This window comes from Syntrophales bacterium (assembly GCA_023229765.1).
Taxonomy (GTDB): Bacteria; Desulfobacterota; Syntrophia; order Syntrophales; family UBA5619; genus DYTH01.
Genome location: JALNYO010000011.1, coordinates 81,006 through 99,106 on the forward strand (window position 1 = coordinate 81,006; position 18,101 = coordinate 99,106).

General features: G+C 50.1%; 16 protein-coding genes and 1 pseudogene. 12 read left to right on the forward strand and 5 right to left on the reverse strand.

Annotated features, from left to right (window positions below):
* Nucleotides 1–1,335 (reverse strand): cyclopropane-fatty-acyl-phospholipid synthase family protein, encoded by a 1,335-nt coding sequence (locus M0P74_08170; GenBank protein MCK9363558.1) that lies wholly within the window; start codon nucleotides 1,333–1,335, stop codon nucleotides 1–3.
* Nucleotides 1,336–2,110: 775 nt separating this feature from the next.
* Here M0P74_08170 and M0P74_08175 point away from each other — a divergent pair.
* The 6 genes and pseudogenes from M0P74_08175 (at nucleotide 2,111) to M0P74_08200 (ending at nucleotide 8,858) form a co-directional block, all read left to right on the forward strand.
* The gene (locus tag M0P74_08175) at nucleotides 2,111–2,659 is read left to right on the forward strand and encodes an arginine decarboxylase, pyruvoyl-dependent (protein ID MCK9363559.1); all 549 of its coding nucleotides are present in this window, start codon (nucleotides 2,111–2,113) and stop codon (nucleotides 2,657–2,659) included.
* Nucleotides 2,660–2,679: 20 nt separating this feature from the next.
* Nucleotides 2,680–3,345 carry a nitroreductase gene (locus M0P74_08180; GenBank protein MCK9363560.1) on the forward strand — a complete coding sequence of 222 codons (666 nt, stop codon included), beginning with the start codon at nucleotides 2,680–2,682 and terminating at the stop codon, nucleotides 3,343–3,345.
* 656 nt (nucleotides 3,346–4,001) lie between these two features.
* On the forward strand, nucleotides 4,002–4,388 hold the full coding sequence (locus M0P74_08185; protein MCK9363561.1) for a response regulator: 387 nt from the start codon (nucleotides 4,002–4,004) through the stop codon (nucleotides 4,386–4,388).
* A gap of 392 nt (nucleotides 4,389–4,780) precedes the next feature.
* Nucleotides 4,781–6,727, forward strand: coding sequence for a cache domain-containing protein (locus M0P74_08190; GenBank protein ID MCK9363562.1), 1,947 nt, complete (start codon nucleotides 4,781–4,783; stop codon nucleotides 6,725–6,727).
* A 176-nt stretch (nucleotides 6,728–6,903) separates the two neighbouring features.
* Entirely contained in the window at nucleotides 6,904–7,530 is a 627-nt protein-coding gene (locus tag M0P74_08195) for a response regulator (protein MCK9363563.1), read from the forward strand.
* 59 nt (nucleotides 7,531–7,589) lie between these two features.
* A pseudogene (locus tag M0P74_08200) lies at nucleotides 7,590–8,858 on the forward strand (formate/nitrite family transporter).
* Nucleotides 8,859–8,896: 38 nt separating this feature from the next.
* On the opposite strand, the gene M0P74_08205 reads toward M0P74_08200, so the two are convergent.
* A complete protein-coding gene (locus M0P74_08205; GenBank protein ID MCK9363564.1) occupies nucleotides 8,897–9,580 on the reverse strand; it encodes an acetate--CoA ligase family protein in 684 nt (227 codons plus the stop codon).
* A gap of 566 nt (nucleotides 9,581–10,146) precedes the next feature.
* On the opposite strand from M0P74_08205, the gene M0P74_08210 reads away from it, so the two are divergent.
* Nucleotides 10,147–10,728 carry a DUF3786 domain-containing protein gene (locus tag M0P74_08210; GenBank protein MCK9363565.1) on the forward strand — a complete coding sequence of 194 codons (582 nt, stop codon included), beginning with the start codon at nucleotides 10,147–10,149 and terminating at the stop codon, nucleotides 10,726–10,728.
* 12 nt (nucleotides 10,729–10,740) lie between these two features.
* Here M0P74_08210 and M0P74_08215 read toward each other — a convergent pair whose 3' ends face one another.
* Nucleotides 10,741–11,520 carry an enoyl-CoA hydratase-related protein gene (locus tag M0P74_08215; protein MCK9363566.1) on the reverse strand — a complete coding sequence of 260 codons (780 nt, stop codon included), beginning with the start codon at nucleotides 11,518–11,520 and terminating at the stop codon, nucleotides 10,741–10,743.
* A gap of 446 nt (nucleotides 11,521–11,966) precedes the next feature.
* The gene (locus M0P74_08220) at nucleotides 11,967–12,371 is read right to left on the reverse strand and encodes a hypothetical protein (GenBank protein ID MCK9363567.1); all 405 of its coding nucleotides are present in this window, start codon (nucleotides 12,369–12,371) and stop codon (nucleotides 11,967–11,969) included.
* 435 nt (nucleotides 12,372–12,806) lie between these two features.
* Here M0P74_08220 and M0P74_08225 point away from each other — a divergent pair, with 435 nt between their 5' ends.
* The 4 genes from M0P74_08225 (at nucleotide 12,807) to M0P74_08240 (ending at nucleotide 15,494) form a co-directional block, all read left to right on the forward strand.
* A complete protein-coding gene (locus M0P74_08225) occupies nucleotides 12,807–13,217 on the forward strand; it encodes a hypothetical protein (protein ID MCK9363568.1) in 411 nt (136 codons plus the stop codon).
* Nucleotides 13,218–13,534: 317 nt separating this feature from the next.
* On the forward strand, nucleotides 13,535–13,720 hold the full coding sequence (locus tag M0P74_08230; GenBank protein MCK9363569.1) for a tautomerase family protein: 186 nt from the start codon (nucleotides 13,535–13,537) through the stop codon (nucleotides 13,718–13,720).
* Between the two features lie 247 nt (nucleotides 13,721–13,967).
* Entirely contained in the window at nucleotides 13,968–14,792 is an 825-nt protein-coding gene (locus M0P74_08235) for a nitroreductase family protein (protein MCK9363570.1), read from the forward strand.
* 366 nt (nucleotides 14,793–15,158) lie between these two features.
* Nucleotides 15,159–15,494, forward strand: coding sequence for a type II toxin-antitoxin system HicB family antitoxin (locus M0P74_08240; protein ID MCK9363571.1), 336 nt, complete (start codon nucleotides 15,159–15,161; stop codon nucleotides 15,492–15,494).
* A gap of 312 nt (nucleotides 15,495–15,806) precedes the next feature.
* On the opposite strand, the gene M0P74_08245 is transcribed toward M0P74_08240, so the two are convergent.
* Nucleotides 15,807–17,426, reverse strand: coding sequence for an IS1634 family transposase (locus M0P74_08245; protein MCK9363572.1), 1,620 nt, complete (start codon nucleotides 17,424–17,426; stop codon nucleotides 15,807–15,809).
* Between the two features lie 155 nt (nucleotides 17,427–17,581).
* Between M0P74_08245 and M0P74_08250 the strand changes: the two genes are divergently transcribed.
* Nucleotides 17,582–18,034 carry a hypothetical protein gene (locus M0P74_08250; protein ID MCK9363573.1) on the forward strand — a complete coding sequence of 151 codons (453 nt, stop codon included), beginning with the start codon at nucleotides 17,582–17,584 and terminating at the stop codon, nucleotides 18,032–18,034.
* The last annotated feature ends 67 nt before the right edge of the window (nucleotides 18,035–18,101 follow it).

Here is an 18,101-nt window from a genome sequence, read left to right on the forward strand (position 1 = left end):
TTAAACAGTCTTATCCCCCGATTGGTACCAGTCGCCCCGTGTCAACGGAAGGCCGCTTTTCCCCTGCACCCCGGGCTTGCTGAGCAAGGCCTGATAGACGTTAATTCTGCCGCGGGCAAAGCCGTTCGCCGAGCCGGACATATACAACCTCCATACCCGGTAGGTTGGCTCATCGACATAATTGAGCGCCTCTTTGTGGGCCTTTTCGAGGCGCCTCACCCAGTGGCGCAGCGTCAGCGCGTAGTGTTCGCGAAGACTTTCCAGATCCCGAATCTCAAAACCGATATCTTCTGCCGCTTTCAGGGTGACGCTGACCGGGATAAGCTCGCCATCAGGGAAAACGTATGTGTCAACAAAGTTCCGACCGGCGTGGGGAACATCACCCATGCATCGCACAATTCCGTGATTGAGAAAAACCCCGCCCGGCTTCATCAGGTCGTAAGCCTGCCGGAAATATACGGGCAAAAGCGCTTCGCCTACATGTTCGAACATGCCCACGCTCGCCAGCGCATCATAACCTTCCTTTGTTTCAAGATCACGATAGTCGGCAACCAGGACGCGGCAGCGATCGCCAAGCCCCGCCGCCGCTATCTGACCATTGGCCAGTTCCGCCTGGGGTTCGGACAAGGTGATCCCGGTGGCGTCAACCCCGTAACGCTCTGCCGCATGCAGCACTAAAGCCCCCCAGCCGCAGCCGATGTCGAGAAATTTCTGCCCCGGCTTAAGGCGCAACTTCCGGCAGATGTAATCCAGCTTGCCTTCCTGCGCACTATCGATATCTTCCTTGGGCGATTGAAAATATGCGGAAGAATAGACCATTCTCCGATCGAGCCAGAGTTTGTAGAATTCGTTGGAGACGTTGTAGTGAAAAGTTACCGCCTGACGGTCCCGCTCTTGTGAATGAGGTCTGCCGGTAAGTTTGACCGGGGGGCGGCGAAATGCGTCGCCATGAGCCTTTAACCAGGGGTGCTCGCCATCTGCCGGCAGGCTCAGAAGCTCCTTGGCTGCCCGCAATTTGACGCGCCACCCGGAGGTGCGGCGCGCCAAATCCTCGGCGAGATCGAATACCTCCTCGCAATTGCCCTCTATGTCGAAATCGTCATAGAGATAGGCCTCGCCCAGTCCCAGCTCATGCCCTGGCAGAAACATGGCCCGCAGTGCCCCCGGGTGCTTCAAGACGATCTTTGTGGAGGTGGAAACATCTCCCGGCCAGTTTGAGCCGTCCCATAAGCGAACGCCGATCCGCGGCCCCTCGTCAACACAAAACAACTCGTCAAGCAAGTGGACGGTTCTTTCCTTTTCATGACTATTCTGGTTAGCAGTTGCTGGCGCCATATTTTCCTCCTTGTTTATGAAAGATCCTTGCAATCAACCATGCATAAACATAAACTGTCTGCCGCTTTTATAAACAACTGTTTGCCTTAATCAATTCATTGCCAATGGCAACATCCTACTTCATATTCCGATTGTCAACATTTTTTTGTCCTTCTTGAGGACGCCATGCCTCTGCGCGAGCTTTGGGCCTGTCCACAAATAACCTGAACATCTTGCATCTCATCTTTGGGCCATCTTTGGCTGCGACTCAATCACAAAATCCTCACCGTAGCGCTGCTACGTCTGCGGTTTTGTTCAATCGCCGCAACCAAATCCAACCCAAATCTGAGCGCAATCTTGCCCATGTTATTTGTGGACAGGCCCTTTGCAAAAAAGCCGGGACCCGGAAAATTATGCGGTAGGTGGATTATGAACATTTGGCAAGCTCTAATTTTGATTATCAAAAGAGGTAATTGCAAAACTCCGTGTCATGCCCGAATGCTTTTGTCGGGCATCCATGATTTCAAATAGTTAAAAACTGGATTATGAACATTAAACTTCGTTTTCCCGCCCAGAAGCGTCGCGGGAATGACAGCGTTGGGAGTTTTGCAATTGGCTCAAAAGATTTCAGGATAAACACAGATATCTCCTCGCCAGCGAAGGTTTATTTTTTGTGGCAATACTTCATGAAAATTGATATACAGCCCCATTAAATATAATGTATAGGGAAATCACAGATTTTACGTCTGTTTTTCCTTAACCAGGATGGAAATAATAATAGTTAAGGAGGGAAGCAATGGATAGTTATGTTCCCAAGAGGATGTTTTTCACGAAGGGAGTAGGAACGCATAAGGATGAACTCCATTCCTTTGAACGGGCGCTGCGCGACGCGGGGATTGAAAGATGCAACCTCGTGCAGGTTTCCAGCATTGTGCCGCCAAACTGCAAGATTACCTCGAAAAGTCAAGGGCTGAAGGAATTGGTTGCAGGGGGAATCACCTTTTGCGTTATGAGCCGCTGCTGCAGCAACGAAACAAAACGGCTATTGGTGGCCTCCGTCGGGTGCGCAATTCCGGCGGATCCCCGTTCCTACGGGTACATCAGCGAACACCACTCCTTTGGCCAGACAGAAAAACAGGCCGGTGATTATGCGGAAGACATGGCCGCGGCGATGCTTGCCTCCACCCTCGGAATAGATTTCAACGTCGATGAAAGCTGGGATGAAAAGAAGGAGATCTTCAAGATCAGCGGGAAGATCGTAAAAACACGCAATGTCACCCAATCGACCATCGTCAAAGATGCCGGCTATACAACGGTGCTTGCGGCGGCGGTGTTTATTTTTTGATTTTGCGGGAGGAATGAACAATGGATGTCATGAAAGCAGTAACAACGCGCAGAAGCATCAGGAAATTCAAGGCGGATGCCGTTCCGGAATCGTTAATCAGGGAGATCCTGGAGGCTGCCCGCTGGTCCCCTTCCTGGGGAAACACCCAGCCTTGGGAAATCGTTGTCGTTACCGGGGAGAAGCTGGAAAAATTCAAAAACGCGAATCAACAGTTGCAAAGGGAGGGCGCCCTGCCTCAACCCGATACCACAATGCCGGCAACATGGCCGGAAGCCATCAAACAGCGCTATAACGATATCGGGAAAAGGGTGCTGACTGCGCTGAATATCCCCCGGGGAGACAAAGAAGCCCGGCAGCGCTATTACAGCGACATGGCCACCCTGTTCGGCGCCCCCGCAATGCTGCTGTTTTGTCTGGACAAGGAAATTGCCCGTGAATACGGGATGCTGGACATTGGCGCAATTCTCCAGACAACCTGTCTGCTGGCGCATGACCGCGGCCTCGGCACCTGTATTCTTTCCGCAACGGTTCTTTACCCGTCAATGGTCCGTGAAATTATCCCGCTTCCGTCTTCCAAGGCCATCATCATGGGCGCAGCCCTCGGCTACCCGGCCGCGGGGACGCCAGTCAATGAATTTGAGAGAGAACGAGCGCCCCTGGACTCCGTAACCCTCTGGGTAAAATGAGACAAATTTCTCCTTTTACGCGGGAAGCCGGACCCTAATTGATGCATGTCAAAGTGTCGCCTCCTACCCCTTCTGGAAATGCGTTCATAATAGGCGCGTCAGGTGAAATGAAAATCCGCACAAATCTTTATTGGTGGCAGTCGCGAGACGGCCATCAATAAAGATTGACAGTTGAGGTAATTGCAAAACTCCCCATTCTTGTCATTCCCGCAACGATTATGAGCGGGAATCTGGTTCTAACTGCTTGAAAAACCATATTCCCGAGCCAATTGCAAAACTCCCAACGCTGTCATTCCCGCGACGCTTCTGGGCGGGAAAACGAAGTTTAATGTTCATAATCCAGTTTTTAACTATTTGAAATCATGGATGCCCGACAAAAGCATTCGGGCATGACACGGAGTTTTGCAATTACCTCTCCCGATAGAGACATTCGGGAATGACAAATGGTTTTGCAATTGCCTCAGTTGGCAAACCCGTATAAAAAATGGTTTGCAATTTCATACAGAAATGTTGTACCTATCAGTAGCAGATTCAAGAATGGCGAGTCAGCCGGGAAATGTGCATTTACTTCCTGTCGCTGCTCTTGGCAGTTCCTATAGCCGTAGCCCCGGACATTGAGGCCTGTAAACAGGTAACGATAACTGGTGGGGTGGCATATGAAGGTTCTGGTTGTTGACGACGAAAAAGTTGTGCTTGACAGCTGCCGGAAGATTCTCTGCTCGGAGGGTTTCGATGTTGTGCCAGTTTCGAGCGTAGATGATGCCCTCGCCCTTCTTGAAAATGAAAGCTTTCCCCTCCTTCTGATTGACATCAAGATGCCCAGACACGACGGACTTTACCTGATGAATCTGCTTCGGGAACATGGGGTACTCATCCCCATGGTGGTAATGAGCGGTTACACTACAGATGAGACGATGGATAAGGCCAAGAGCATGGGCGCTACCGCCTTTCTCCCCAAACCCTTCACCCCTGACGAGCTGATCGAGACGGTGCGGCAAGCGATTGGAGGGGGGGCGCCATTGACAGCTCCCCTCCCCTCATGATTGCGGGGCTGCGAATTATCCTCAACTCTCGAAATAATCATGTGCAGGGATACCGAGCGATGTTGGCGCTATCCGAATGACAGAAAGGGACTTGCCAATGCCCTTGAAAACGAAAGACACACGCCTGTTTTATTCCGGTCTTCAGCTTGTCCCCCGATTCGCGCCAAAACAGACTTTTTTTATCGGTAAACAGCAATTCGCATCCAACATAATGTTGTCAGGGGCGAATCCAAACTCACACCGCCTAATCCGGATTCACTGTATTTTAAGAAGGGCTCCGCAAACTTCAGCAGTCTGTGGGACAGTGATTTTACCGTTGGATTTTCATGCTTCGTTGTGCCCGACACGGGCATGGGGGTTTATCGGAACGCCAGAAAAATAGGACATATTCTATGTTTTACTCTACACGAGCCAAGCTGATCGCCAGTTTCCTGGCCGTAGTATTTCTGGTTGGGTTTGTTTCGCTGTTGATAGGAGGCCAGCTTCTCTACGAGAGCGTTCTTGGCGAGGCAAAAAACCGCGTGCGGTTAGACCTTAACACTGCGCGTGAAATATACCTGAACCGGATAAAAAGCATCGCCTGTCCCATATCGGTATCTTCGATGGAACCGGCGTTACAGGTTGCCGTGAAAAAATTGGACGTCACGGAAATCATCCCGAGATTGCAAATTGTCAAGAATCGTGCCGATCTTGATTTTATCGGGGTCGTCAATAAAGAGGGAAAAATGCTCTGCAGAATCGGCAGGGGGGATGTCCGCTGCGAAACGGTGGAGGTGAAAAACCCCATTGCAGAGCTTGTCTTTGCCAGGCTGGTGTCCGTATCCGGCACGATAATCGTCAGCAAAAGTTTTCTTGCCGCCCATAGCCTGGAGCTTGCAGATATGGCGCGAGTCAGACGGCTTCCCGTAACCGGTGAACCCCAGCAGAAAGAGGAAGTGGAGACATCAGGGATGGTGCTCGTGGCCGCATTCCCGATATTCGACAAGGGAAATATTATAGGTGTTCTATACGGAGGAGCGCTTCTCAACAGGTCCGATAAAATTGTCGATACGGTCCGGAACACGGTTTTCCAAAATGAAATCTACAAGGGGCGCAATGTCGGGACGGCCACTATCTTTTTCAAGGACATGAGGATTTCAACGAATGTACTGACTCCGAAGGGTGCACGGGCCATTGGCACACAGGTTTCACGGGAGGTAAAGGAACACGTCCTGGTCAAGGGCGAGCGCTGGACGGGTCGGGCATTAGTGGTGAGCGACTGGTATATAACCGCGTATGAACCGATTGAGGATATCTTTGGCAGCCGCGTCGGCATGCTCTACACCGGTGTTCTGGAGGAACAATATGTCGATATCAGGAACAAGGCCCTCTTCATGTTCATTATCATCACCGCCGCAGGCATGCTGCTGGCAATCGGGCTCGGGTATTTTCTATCCGACAGGTTCACACAACCTGTAAACCGTTTGATAAAGGCCAGCCAGGAGGTTTCAGAAGGCAATCTAAATCCCGAAATCGGTCCGATATCCAGCGATGAGATTGGAGTCCTGCAGACAACCTTCAGGGATATGGTCTTATCTTTGAAGGATCGTGACAGGCGAAGAAACGCGGAGAGCGAAAACCGGCTGCTACAGTCTGAAAAACAGGCAAGCGTCGGCAGACTGGCCGCAGGCGTCGCTCACGAGATCAACAACCCGCTCACCGGGGTTCTGACGTACACGCACATGCTGCTGCGGCGGAAGGATCTGGGGGATGATATTCGCTCTGATCTTGAGGTTATTGTGCAGTCCACGGAGCGGGTGCGTAAAATCGTCAAGGGTCTGCTCGATTTCTCCCGACAAACAAAACTTGACCGGGAGCCGACCGATGTAAACCGCCTTGTGAGGGCCACTGTATCAATGATGGAAAATCAGGCACTTGTCAAAGGGGTTAGTATAAACTTCAATAACGGGGAGGCCCTGCCGCAGGTCACTCTGGACCGCAGTCAAATTCAGAGCGTATTGTTGAACATGATTCTCAATGCCCTTGATGCGACAGAACCGGGGGACAGCATCAACATCAATACGGCAACCGATCTGTCCGCGAGCGAGCCCCGCCAAATGGGAGTAGAGATTACCATCGCGGATAACGGTTGTGGCATTCCCCCGGAAAACCTCGACAAATTGTTCGATCCTTTCTTCACGACAAAAGAGGTGGGACAGGGTACCGGCCTTGGCCTCTCTGTTTCTTTAGGCATCGTCCACGAACATGGCGGCGCCATCCGGGTGCAAAGCAAACCTGGAAAGGGAACAAGATTTTTTATCTGGCTGCCGGTGGAGAAACAGCATAGTGAAACCGCTTAATGGTAATGATGCTGCAAATAGGAGAATCAAAAAGGGCTTTGGGAAAGCTAAGGATGACAATTTGCGGAGTTTTTTGAAGGAAAAATTCGGAATTAAAGCAAAGCATGTAAAAACACAATGATTACGGACGGGCACATTTAATGCTCTCATAATTTCTTCAAAGAAGGAGGGTAAAAATGGAAAAGAAAAGGGCGCTTGTGATTGATGACGAGCAGATCGTGCTCGATAGCGTGCGGAAGATTCTTGCCGACGAGAACTACGAAGTCGATTCCACCTTGAGCGGGCGCGAGGGAATCGCTCTTGCCGTCAAGGCAAACTACGACATTGTGCTGACCGATATCCGCATGCCTGATATCGGCGGCATGAGGGTATTACGGGACGTAAAACGTGCCAAGCCCTCGCTTCCGGTGATCATGATTACCGGCTACGCCTCGATCCAGTCATCGGTTCAGGCCATGAAAATGGGGGCAACGGACTATATTGAAAAACCGTTTACCCCGGATCAATTGATCAAAGCCATCGCTGCGGCGCTCGACACAGCAGCGGCCCAGGAGCCCGAAGCGCAGGTTGTTACCCACAGGGAAGAGATTCTGAAGGTGCTCGAACGGGCTTCATCAGACAGCGATTTTATTGCCGATTTGCTTTATCACGGCTCCGATGCGCTCGAGGAATACGAGCTGACCCGCCCCGAAAGACTGGCTATTCTCACGGGCGACATTGATTGGATCGAAAGCCAGATTGGTCCGTTAACGCCGAATCAGCGACGATGGCTGGAAAAGAGACTCAGTGCCGAAATCTGGTAGCGACAGGGGCCCAAGCTCAATGCAAGCCATCACAAAGGAGGCGCTTAATGGTGCAACGGATGCTCGTTATAGATGACGAAAAGATTGTTCTGGAATCGTGCCGCAAGATATTTTCGAGCGAGGGATTCGACGTGACGGTCACATCAAGTCCCCAGGAGGGGCTGAGCCTTGCGTCCCTCTCCTCCTTTGATGTTATCCTTGTTGACTGGAAAATGCCCGGTTTCGATGGAATGGACGTGATCGCCGAGCTGGACCGCCATGCCCCTGATTCGGCCGTGGTGATGATCAGCGGATACCCGTCGGTGGGCCGGGCGGCGGAGGCGATGAAAAGGGGCGCAATGGATTACGTCCCCAAACCTTTTACGCCCGAGGAAATCTCCGAAACGGTCAAAGGGGCAATCCAGAGAAAACTGACCGAAGAAAAAAAGGCCCTCGGTCGCTTCGAAAAAATCATGCAGTCGGTTCAGTTTCCCACTGCCACCATGGAGGACAAGCCGCCTCAGACGATAGCGGAAACCGTTGCCTCGACGGTGGGAGTGGGCAAGACCACGTCGCCATGGATTACCGTGTTTGTGCTCGGCATCCTTGCCGGCGCATACATCGGATTCGGAGGACTTCTTTCCACAACCGTGACCTTCGATCTTCCCCAAATCATGGGGATCGGCTTTACAAAATTTCTCGCCGGCTCGGCCTTCAGCGTCGGCCTGATGCTTGTGGTAATCGCCGGCGCCGAACTCTTTACCGGAAATAATCTGATGCTTTCGAGCGTAATGGCAGGAAAAATCACCTTCGGCACCATGTCGGCGCGATGGGCGGTGGTCTGGTTTGCCAATCTGCTGGGATCCGTCCTGCTTGCCCTAATCCTTTATTTATCGGGACTCTGGAAAACCGGCGACGGGGCGCTCGGCGCGTCCGCCGTGGGTATCGCCTACACTAAGGTAAACCTTACCTTCGTGTAGGTGCTTGTCCGCGCAATCGGCTGCAACTGGCTCGTCTGCCTGGCGGTCTGGATGGCGCTTGCCGCCCGCCAGACGGTGGGCAAGATCTTTGCGATCTACTTTCCAATTATGGCTTTTGTTGCAATTGGCTTCGAGCATGTTGTGGCGAATATGTACTTTATTCCGGCCGGGATATTTCTGCACAACTGGGCTGGGATTGCGGCTCCGGCGGTCTATGACCCTGAATCGCTCAACTGGATAAGTTTCTTATGGAAAAACATGGTTCCTGCGACGATCGGCAATATCATCGGCGGCGGTGTATTTGTAGGAATGAGTTACTGGGGCGCCTACCTCCGGCCACGTTCCGTTAAACCAGACAAACCGTTGTGAAGGGGGAAGCTGAAGGAGACACTATTTTTTTACCCTCCTTAAATCTGCCGCAATACCACCAGCGCATCAACCGCCACCGGTTTGCCTTGCCTGACGATCAGCGGATTGATATCAATCGCCATGATGTCTGCCCGTTCCAGCCCGATTTTGCCGACCGCCATCAGGCAGCCGATCAGCGACTCCCTGTTCACCGCCGGCATCCCCCTGACCCGGTCAAGAATTTTGTTCCCTTTTATCTCCTGCAGCATCTTCGCCGCGTCCCTTTCGCTGAGCGGCGCCGGCCGAAAAACGACGTCGCCGAGAATCTCCGTAAAAATTCCCCCCAACCCAAACATAACACAGGGGCCGAACTGGGTATCCCTGACCATTCCCACCACCAGTTCCCGCCCCCCCTTAACCATCTCCTGGACGAGATATTCCGGTTTGGCTATTGCTGATGCCTCCCGTATCCGGTTAAAGGCAAGCTCCAGATCAGCCTCATTATGCAGGTCAACCGCTACGACCCCTTTTTCGGTTTTATGACTTATCTCGGAGGAAGAGAGCTTCAAAACAACGGGATAGCCGATAGTTTTTCCCGCCCTTTTGACCGCCTCCCAATCGTGTGCCAGAATCGCCTTCGCTGTCGGAATGCCGTAGCCCGCCAGAAGCTTTGCGCCTTCGAACTCGGAAAGATTATTTAAACTTTGTTCCGTTTGCCTATCGCCAAGGCTTTTCCTATTCATATCAGCTCCGTTCATTATGTACATTAATCGGGTTTTATGTCGCCGCTGTACGGCTCTCGAAAAAAGCTTCTTAAGCCCCAAGGACATCCTTTTACAAATCCCCCTGCCTTTTCTCGTAAAGGTAGATTTTACTACCACAATAATGCGAGAATGATCAATTCTTTGCTGAATATTCAATAGAAGACGGCCCTCAGCGCCCTCCGTGACGGCAAGCAAATGCCAGTCTTTCTATGATGAAGATTTTATTATATGAATCACTTATGTTTGTATGAAAATCCCCCCATCCCCCCTTTGCTAAAGGGGGGCAAGGGGGGATTTTCATGCTTCGTTGTGCCCCACGGGCATGGGGGTTTATTACCAGAAGAGCGGCCTGCGGTTTGCCTTGACGCACCTTCTTTTTTATGTAAATAGACCGCGACTGGGAATAAGGGTTTTGTAATCAGGGGAACTTTTAAGGATGATTCGACGCGCTTTTATATGAAAATCCCCCCATCCCCCCTTTGCCAAAGGGGGGCAAGGGGGTTTTTAAAAAATTGAGTTGATTAAATTTTGAATGAGGGGTTGGCATGATCGAGGAAGAACTTTGGCAGGAATTGGAAAACGTCCCTCCGCAAGAGGTGGCTGTTCGCGCCATTGCTGAATATGATGAGAATAATGGAACGTTTGCAATCAATGTTTTCAATAAAAGGTATGTCGTTGACGTAAAAAAAAGGTTAATTGCCGAACCTGAAAACACTAAAAAATCAGGCCTGTTAGACGAGATACTTCTGCACTACCTGTCCCACGCGCAGGACGTTCCGCTGAGCAATAATCTGGTTTCTCCCAATCAGTTGACCGACGGCAGCTTTTTCTTCCGGGCGAGTCATGAACTGCCCCTGCCGAAGATCGCCAATAAATTCGGTTCTGACCTCGATAAATTTATTGAGAAGGGCCTCCAGTTGGGGGGTGAAAGGGCAGATTTCGGCGATGCCGCCGTAAGGCTGCGGCTCTTTCCGCGGGTGCCGTTCATCTTTGCCCTCTGGAAGAAGGACGAGGAATTCGACAGCGAGGTACGCGTGATTCTCGACAGCAGCGTCGAACAGCATATGAGTCTCTATGGCGTATTTCTGGCGCTGCTTTACTCTATCGGAAAAATGCTCGCCGATTGAACCGGAAAACCCCTATTCCTCTTTCCATTCAGGGGCTTTTTTCTCCAGGAAGGCCCTGATCCCTGCGGCGGCGTCTTTTGTGGAGCAAAGACGGGCGAAGGCCTCGTTCATATATTCGAAGGCCGTTTTATAATCCATATCCTCGGCGGCGTAGAAAGCCTTTTTGGCGATCTGCAGGGCGATCGGACTTTTTTGCGCCAGAACCGCTGCCCATTTTCTTGTCTCTTTTTCCAGATCAGCTTCCGGGACCACGCGGTTGATGAGTCCCATTTTCAGCGCCTCCGGGGCGGGAAACAAATCCCCGTAAAACAGCATCTCGAGGGCGCGTTTTCTTCCGATCGACCGGGCTACCGGAACAACCGGCCCGATGCAGTTCAGCCCCACGTTGATGGCAGTCAGGCCGATCCGGGCGTTTTCAGCGGCGATCGCCAGATCGGCGGCCCCCACCAGCCCGGCCCCATTAGCCGTGGCTACCCCATGAACCTGCGCGATCACAGGCTTCTTCATCGTGCTCATTGTCACCAGCGGTTGTTCCATGCATTCTATCCATTTCTGGTATGCCATAACGTCTTTGCCGAAGAAATCGGAGACGTCGATGCCGGCGCAGAAAGCCTTGCCGTTGCCCTTGAGAATAATGACCCTGGCCCCTTTTTCCGCATCGAGCTCCTTCAAGGCACTGTTGAGTTCAACCGCGAGCTGGGTGTTAAAGGTGTTCAGGTTCTGGGGGCGGTTAAGTGTGATTGAGGCGACAAAATCCTTTCCGGTTTCAATGACGACATTCTCGTAATTCATAAATATCCTCCCTGTTTTTTGAAGATTAAGACAATGTTCCTATAGAACCCGTAGCGATTCGCAATTTTTCCCCGCTGATTTCGGCGTGGAGCGAAGCCGCATCGCAAAGATCAAAAATGGCTGTAAGAAGAGGTAATTGCAAAACTCCCAACGCTGTCATTCCCGCGACGCTTCTGGGCGGGAAAACGAAGTTTAATGTTCATAATCCAGTTTTTGACTATTTGAAATCATGGATGCCCGACAAAAGCATTCGGGCATGACACGGAGTTTTGCAATTGCCTCAGAAGATATCTTTTTTCGAGAGACCCGGGGCAAGGAGGACTGATCAGACATCCCTGCACCTTTAGAACCATCTTCAAAGATTTTGCCCGATCCTTCAGGGCACCCATTAGTAGTGGAGAGCTTGATCCCCTCAGCGAGCAGCGGTCGAGGGGAGAGGGCGCCGGTCAGCGCAGCTCTGCACGCATTTCCACGGTTACATGACCCCATCCTCCGCAGGCAGGTCCCACATCGAAGCAGGCGGTGCGGTTAAACATCACCTCGTTGGGGTCCCTGCCGTTCATGATGTTTTCGAAGAAGGCATTGATGAGCACCGTGAGGTTCGGCATCAGAAAGGCGCAGATCCGCTCCGGGCACTCGCGGGTTAAAAGGTTTCCCGCCGAGTCAAAGACCAGTTTCTGCCCCACATGATGGCCTGATTGACAGCCCTTGGATTCTATTACCTTGGCCACCAGCCGGTATCGTGACCCTTTCAGGGCGTTTTCAAAAATGTTTTGAAACCTGGGATTATCCCGAACGAGCGAGAACTCATTGTCCTCCAGCCCGAGTCTCCGCTGTATAATCTCTGTCAACTGTTTTGCATCCATGTTTTTACTCGTCCGTATTTAGGGCCTGTCCACAAATAACCTGAACATCTTGCATCTCATCTTTGGGCCATCTTTGGCTGTGGCTCAATCACAAGATCCTCAACGTAGCGCTGCTACGTCTGCGGTTTTGTTCAATCGCCGCAAGCAAATCCAACCCAAATCTGAGCGCAATCTTGCCCCGGTTATTTGTGGACAGGCCCTTAGTTGTGCGCAGCGACTCACCCGACTGCTCGCTGTACGTTTCCTTGATTGCGCTTCCTATCGTTACTTCCTCTTCCGATCCGGCCAGTTAAGCCGTGGTGAAAAGCTGCCATTGGTAATGGTTTGTTAATATCATAAATGCCCAAAATGCACAGCAATAATTGCGAGGCAAATTATGGAAGCCATACATCATAAGCCCCGTTCACGGGATAGGAGCGCATGGATAAAAACAAAGAACCGCCTTCAAGTGCGATTGAACTTTTCGAAAAAACTGTCTTGACAAAGGGGCTCATCATAGTTCATCCTGCACCTTGCCTGCGGGGAAAGCGGCCAGAAAAACGAAACAGATGTGAGAATAATATGCTTCCGACCAGTATAGAATCGTGGACGCTTATATTTGTTGCCTGTCTTGCCGGATTCACGGTGGGTAGGCTGATAAAAGCTCAAAGGAAGAAAGCCGTAAAAAGGGATGAGTATCTTGATAGCTTTAAAAGGGCGGTCTTGGCAGAAGCGCGTATTCAGACCAAAAAAGAGAGAAAGAAAAAAAGAAGAGCCAATAAACAGAGCCAATTGCAAAACTCCCAACGCTGTCATTCCCGCGACGCTTCTGGGCGGGAAAACGAAGTTTAATGTTCATAATCCAGTTTTTAACTATTTGAAATCACTACTGTCCGGAAAAAGACAAAAACGGTCAAAATCTATCTGTAACCTGTTGAATATATTAATGACCATTTTCTAAAAAAATGAAGTCGAGGACACTGTAAAACTATTGTAAGTATATGTATTGTTGAAGTAATATTCGCAATATGTAAGTCTTAACCGGACACTATTGATTTGAAATCATGGATGCCCGACAAAAGCATTCGGGCATGACACGGAGTTTTGCAATTACCTCAACAGAATGGTGAATAAAACGCACTGCGGTGCAGAAAAGGAGGAAGTGGGAGATGCCGACAATTATCATCGAAGCCGATGAGGGCAGAACCGTTGAGCAAAAGAGGGGGCTGGTTAAGGACATCACCGAAGCCGTTTGTAAAAATTTCAAGGTTGACGCTCAGGCTGTTACTATTTTTCTGCACGAAGGGAAAAAGGAAAATCGCGGGAAAGCCGGGAAATTAGCCATCGATTTATAATCACAATCCTTGGGGATCCATTAATGAGCTGGAAGAAAAAACAGTTTTCTTCCGGGGGTGTCAAGGTCTGATGCTCTCGTCAAAAGTCGTCACACCGGTGAAAACCGGTGTCCAGTGTTTTTGTAACCCTTTAAAATCTCTGGATTCCGGTTTTCACCGGAATGACGATTCTTGGGCATTTTTGACTTTTGACGAGTTTGTCAAGGTCTGGGCAGTTTTGGACAAGAGCCGGAAGGAAGGATGAAACATGCCGCTTTTTAAAGTTGATCAGCAGAAATGTCTGCGGGACGGGCTCTGCGTTGCCGAGTGCCCGGCAAAAATTATTGAAATCCTTGGGAAAGACGGATTTCCCTCTCCTGTAGCCGGGGCCGAACGGTTTTGCATCGAATGCGGGCATTGTGTTGCCGTTTGTCCCCATGGGGCTCTGTCGCTCAAGACGATGTCCCCGCAAGCTTGCCTGCCCATACGGGAGGAACTGCTTTTAAGTCCGGAACAGTGCGAACATTTTTTGCGGTCGCGCAGGGCTATCCGCAGTTACAAAGACAAGCGGGCGCCACGCGAGCTCTTGCAGAAGTTGATCGAAATAGCTCGCTATGCACCCACGGCTCACAACAGCCAACCTGTCCACTGGCTGGTTATTGAAGACCCGAAAGAGGGAAGGCGTCTGGGAGGGCTGGTGGCGGAATGGATGCGCTCCCTGCTTGTGCAGAACGCCGAACTTGCCATTTCCATGAACATGGACAAGGTCGTGGCCGCCTGGGACAAGGGGATTGATCTAATCCTGCGGGGCGCGCCCCATCTGGCCGTGGCGCACGGCTTAGCGACCCTTCCCGCCTCCCAGTCATCCTGCGTCATCGCCCTGACTTATCTGGAGCTGGCCGCGCCTTCTTTCGGTATGGGAAGCTGCTGGGCCGGTTATTTTACCGCCGCGGCCACCTTCTACCCACCGCTGCAGGAAGCACTGGCCTTGCCGAAGAATCATCTGACTTACGGGGCGGTAATGATCGGGTATCCGCAGTACCGCTATCAGCGAATGCCCTCTCGCCACAAACCGGAAATAACCTGGCGATAAAAATAAGACAACTTTTCAACGCTATTCCCGGACAATTGGAAAAGGCATCGAGATCGTTATATAAAGAGCATTAAAAAAGCATTGACATGATATCATATTGTGCTATCATCTGCTCATGACTGGCAAGCACAGGGAAACCCTTGAAGCCATATTTGCCAACCCCGTCAATGGAAACATTGCCTGGTCAAGGATAGAGGCGTTGTTGGTTGCCGTGGGATGTACTGTGGTGGAGGGTTCCGGTTCTTCCGTTACTTTTGAGAAAAACGGAAAACGGGCCTACTTTCATCGTCCTCATCCTCAAAAAGATTCTTTGCGGTACCGGGTGACAGACGCCAGAAATTTTCTTGAATCTATCGGAGTAAAACTATGAACGCCATGCAGTACAAAGGATATGCTGCACGTATCGAGTACGACGCCCACGACCGGATATTTGTCGGTCATCTGGTCGGAGTGCGAGACATTGTGGGATTTCATGGGGAGTCGGTTGAAGAGCTTGAAACGGCATTCCATGAGGCAGTTGACAATTATCTTGCCGCTTGCGCCAAACTTGGCCAACAACCCAATAAACCGGTCTCCGGCAAGATATTGCTGCGCGTGCCGCCGGAAATTCATTCCGCAGCGATAATGGTGGCCGAAAGCGAGGGCAAAAGCCTGAACCAGTGGGCCGCTCATGTTTTGGCAGAGGCTGCGCACTGCTCTTAATCCAGGCGTAGGGTGCGTCGTAACACACTGCTCCCTTTGATCGGTGTGTTACGGTTGCCGCCGATCACCATGAGTTTCACTACAACTTAATACTGATATCTATTCTTGCTTTATGCAATGTCAGAATCTTACAAATTTTTCCTGCCCACCTTACATGTCGCACCCAAATCCGCACCTAAAATAAAAAAACGGCTTCTCCCGCAAATGTACGCACCAGTGCTTCCGTTATTTCCTTATCTGTTGGTTTGCCACCCTTTTCTTTGTAATCTTCCCATTGTGTTTCGGCTTTACAATATTTCCTGCATTCCCGGCCTAATGTAACGAGGTCGGTGGCACAATCTCCATCGCCTCATAAAGTTCGATCTGCTTCTTCGTTACTTCGCCCATGCGGAGTTCATGCTCCGGATACTCAAAGCATTCAATAACATCTATATCATCAAGAAGCTCCTGCATCGTGTACTTTTTGAAAAGACCCTTATCCTGCATCTTTTTTTTCAGATAAGATAGATATATCAAGGCTATAAACTCAACGAACAGCTTACCGTCCAGACTTTGATCAGAGGAAACCGCCGTACGATTTAAATTAAGACGCTCTTTCAGGTTTCCAAAGGCCTTCTCAACCAAGTCTTTGTTCCTGTAGATTTCCAAGGCTGTTATGGGATCCTTGACGTCATTGCTGAGCAGAACAAAGTATCCGTAATTCTTCCTCGCTTCCGCTATGGCCTCCTCTTTGGCCGTAGCCTTTGCTCCTCTGGCCGGAGTGCTCCTGGTATCAAAATATTTTACATACTGATTCTCGTGTTCCGGACAGGTTTTACTACTTTCCAGCTCAGTCTGAAGCTTGCCGAGCAGAAGGTTGAAGTTTTTCTCATCCTCCAAAGCTCTTTCACCGTTAAAATAAATGTGCATATACATCCGGCGTTTTCCCTGCAAGAGATCGCCTTTGTACGGCCGCTCCTGTGAATAATCCCAGTCTATTCTGGTGGAGTATGCGTACAGATCATGCTTCTGGCTGTAGTTTGTCCATGTTCGGATGGAATCCCGAACCTTATCCAACTCGGCCTTCACGAACTTCAATGATACCTTAACGGCAATAAGAAATTTCAGATGGTTTTTATACAGGTCATTGATGTTCGCCTCGCTGTAGAATCCCCTGTCCATGACCAGTTTGATCTTGTCGTACCCGAAGAAATCGATGTCCACCAGCAAATTTTTTACCGTCTTCACGTCGGGTATATTTCCCGCCAGCTTGCGGTAATAAAAAGGCAGGTTGGATTCTTCGCCGAACAGGAGCGCGAGATTAATCTGCGGCAGCGGGTCATGGTCTTTGTTCATGCCATATCTGACTTGGCTCAAGCATTGGGAATAGCTCGATATGGATGTCGTGTCGTAAGCCCAGTATTCATTTTCTACCCGACGTTTACCCTGTAGCCGGAAGAAACGAGCCTTGGCATCTTCGGTAATGGATGCGAACAACTCACTACTCCGCTGGGAAGGAATGTTCTTGCCATAAGGATGTTTATGCGTGGCTGACCATTTAGGAAAACGGCTCAACGGATTTTTATCCTCCATAATGAGGTAGTATGCCGTGGACAATATCTGCTTGTAAGTATCTGGAAAACACTTCTTTAAATCGGCTGTGACCCCAAGGTTATCGCCAATAGTATCAAAAAGATATGTTGCCCCGTAGAAGCTGTGGGCTACATTCATAATGGGAACGGGACCTCTTTTGGAGGAAGCAGCATGATTACCAGCGTCATCGGCAGGCATCCTTTTTCTGGTCGGAATAATTTCTTTGGTGTCGGGATCAACCTTCCCAAGGCATTTGCGTTTTGCGCGAGACTGTCGTTTTTCTTTATCCCAGTAGGATAGCGATTCATATGCATAAGTAATCCCCGTTTGCTTACTGGTTTGATATACAATCGCCGCCATAAAGCACTCCCCCCCTTCATCGTTACATCAGTAATAACGTGTAACGATGAAAAAGTCAAGGGAAAATGCTCTGAAATGTAAACATTTATTCGATTTTCTGGTGATTCATCGTTACATTACTCCGGAAATGCAGGATATACATCAGCGAGGGAAAAATGTCAATCGAATGGCACAAAACCCAATTCCCAGGTGTCAGATTCCGGGAAAATCCATCAAAGAAACATAATGGTAAGCCAGACCGCTATTTCACTATGCGCTACAAGCTTAATGGCATATTGAAGGAAGAGGGGTTAGGGTGGTCGTCTCAGGGGTGGAACGCTCAGAAGACATCCATAACGAGAAATGAATTAATTAAGGGTCAAAAAACAGGAGAAGGTACAGCCACACTGGCCGAAAAAAGAAGGATTGTCAAAGCAAAACAAGATGATGATGAAATACGAGCTGTTTTGGCGGCAAAAGAGAATGTTATATTTAAAGACTTTTTTGCGAACAATTATTTGCCGAATGCAAATATAAATAAAAGCCGCAAAGCTATTGACTGTGAAGAATGCCAGTGGCGACCTGGAATTGTATTAAAGCTGGCGGGACGAACATGGTGTGTGACGTAACTGAGTCTTCTTCCCTGGGAATAAATTTATAAATATTCTTCTTCGGTTTTCTTCGTTTTGTTCCCGC

Bases quoted from the DNA above. Each gene is read 5' to 3' on its own strand.
- M0P74_08170 (MCK9363558.1), bottom strand. From the start codon at position 1,335: ATGGCGCCAGCAACTGCTAACCAGAATAGTCATGAAAAGGAAAGAACC.
- M0P74_08175 (MCK9363559.1), top strand. From the start codon at position 2,111: ATGGATAGTTATGTTCCCAAGAGGATGTTTTTCACGAAGGGAGTAGGA.
- M0P74_08180 (MCK9363560.1), top strand. From the start codon at position 2,680: ATGGATGTCATGAAAGCAGTAACAACGCGCAGAAGCATCAGGAAATTC.
- M0P74_08185 (MCK9363561.1), top strand. From the start codon at position 4,002: ATGAAGGTTCTGGTTGTTGACGACGAAAAAGTTGTGCTTGACAGCTGC.
- M0P74_08190 (MCK9363562.1), top strand. From the start codon at position 4,781: ATGTTTTACTCTACACGAGCCAAGCTGATCGCCAGTTTCCTGGCCGTA.
- M0P74_08195 (MCK9363563.1), top strand. From the start codon at position 6,904: ATGGAAAAGAAAAGGGCGCTTGTGATTGATGACGAGCAGATCGTGCTC.
- M0P74_08205 (MCK9363564.1), bottom strand. From the start codon at position 9,580: ATGAATAGGAAAAGCCTTGGCGATAGGCAAACGGAACAAAGTTTAAAT.
- M0P74_08210 (MCK9363565.1), top strand. From the start codon at position 10,147: ATGATCGAGGAAGAACTTTGGCAGGAATTGGAAAACGTCCCTCCGCAA.
- M0P74_08215 (MCK9363566.1), bottom strand. From the start codon at position 11,520: ATGAATTACGAGAATGTCGTCATTGAAACCGGAAAGGATTTTGTCGCC.
- M0P74_08225 (MCK9363568.1), top strand. From the start codon at position 12,807: ATGGATAAAAACAAAGAACCGCCTTCAAGTGCGATTGAACTTTTCGAA.
- M0P74_08230 (MCK9363569.1), top strand. From the start codon at position 13,535: ATGCCGACAATTATCATCGAAGCCGATGAGGGCAGAACCGTTGAGCAA.
- M0P74_08235 (MCK9363570.1), top strand. From the start codon at position 13,968: ATGCCGCTTTTTAAAGTTGATCAGCAGAAATGTCTGCGGGACGGGCTC.
- M0P74_08240 (MCK9363571.1), top strand. From the start codon at position 15,159: ATGAACGCCATGCAGTACAAAGGATATGCTGCACGTATCGAGTACGAC.
- M0P74_08245 (MCK9363572.1), bottom strand. From the start codon at position 17,426: ATGGCGGCGATTGTATATCAAACCAGTAAGCAAACGGGGATTACTTAT.
- M0P74_08250 (MCK9363573.1), top strand. From the start codon at position 17,582: ATGTCAATCGAATGGCACAAAACCCAATTCCCAGGTGTCAGATTCCGG.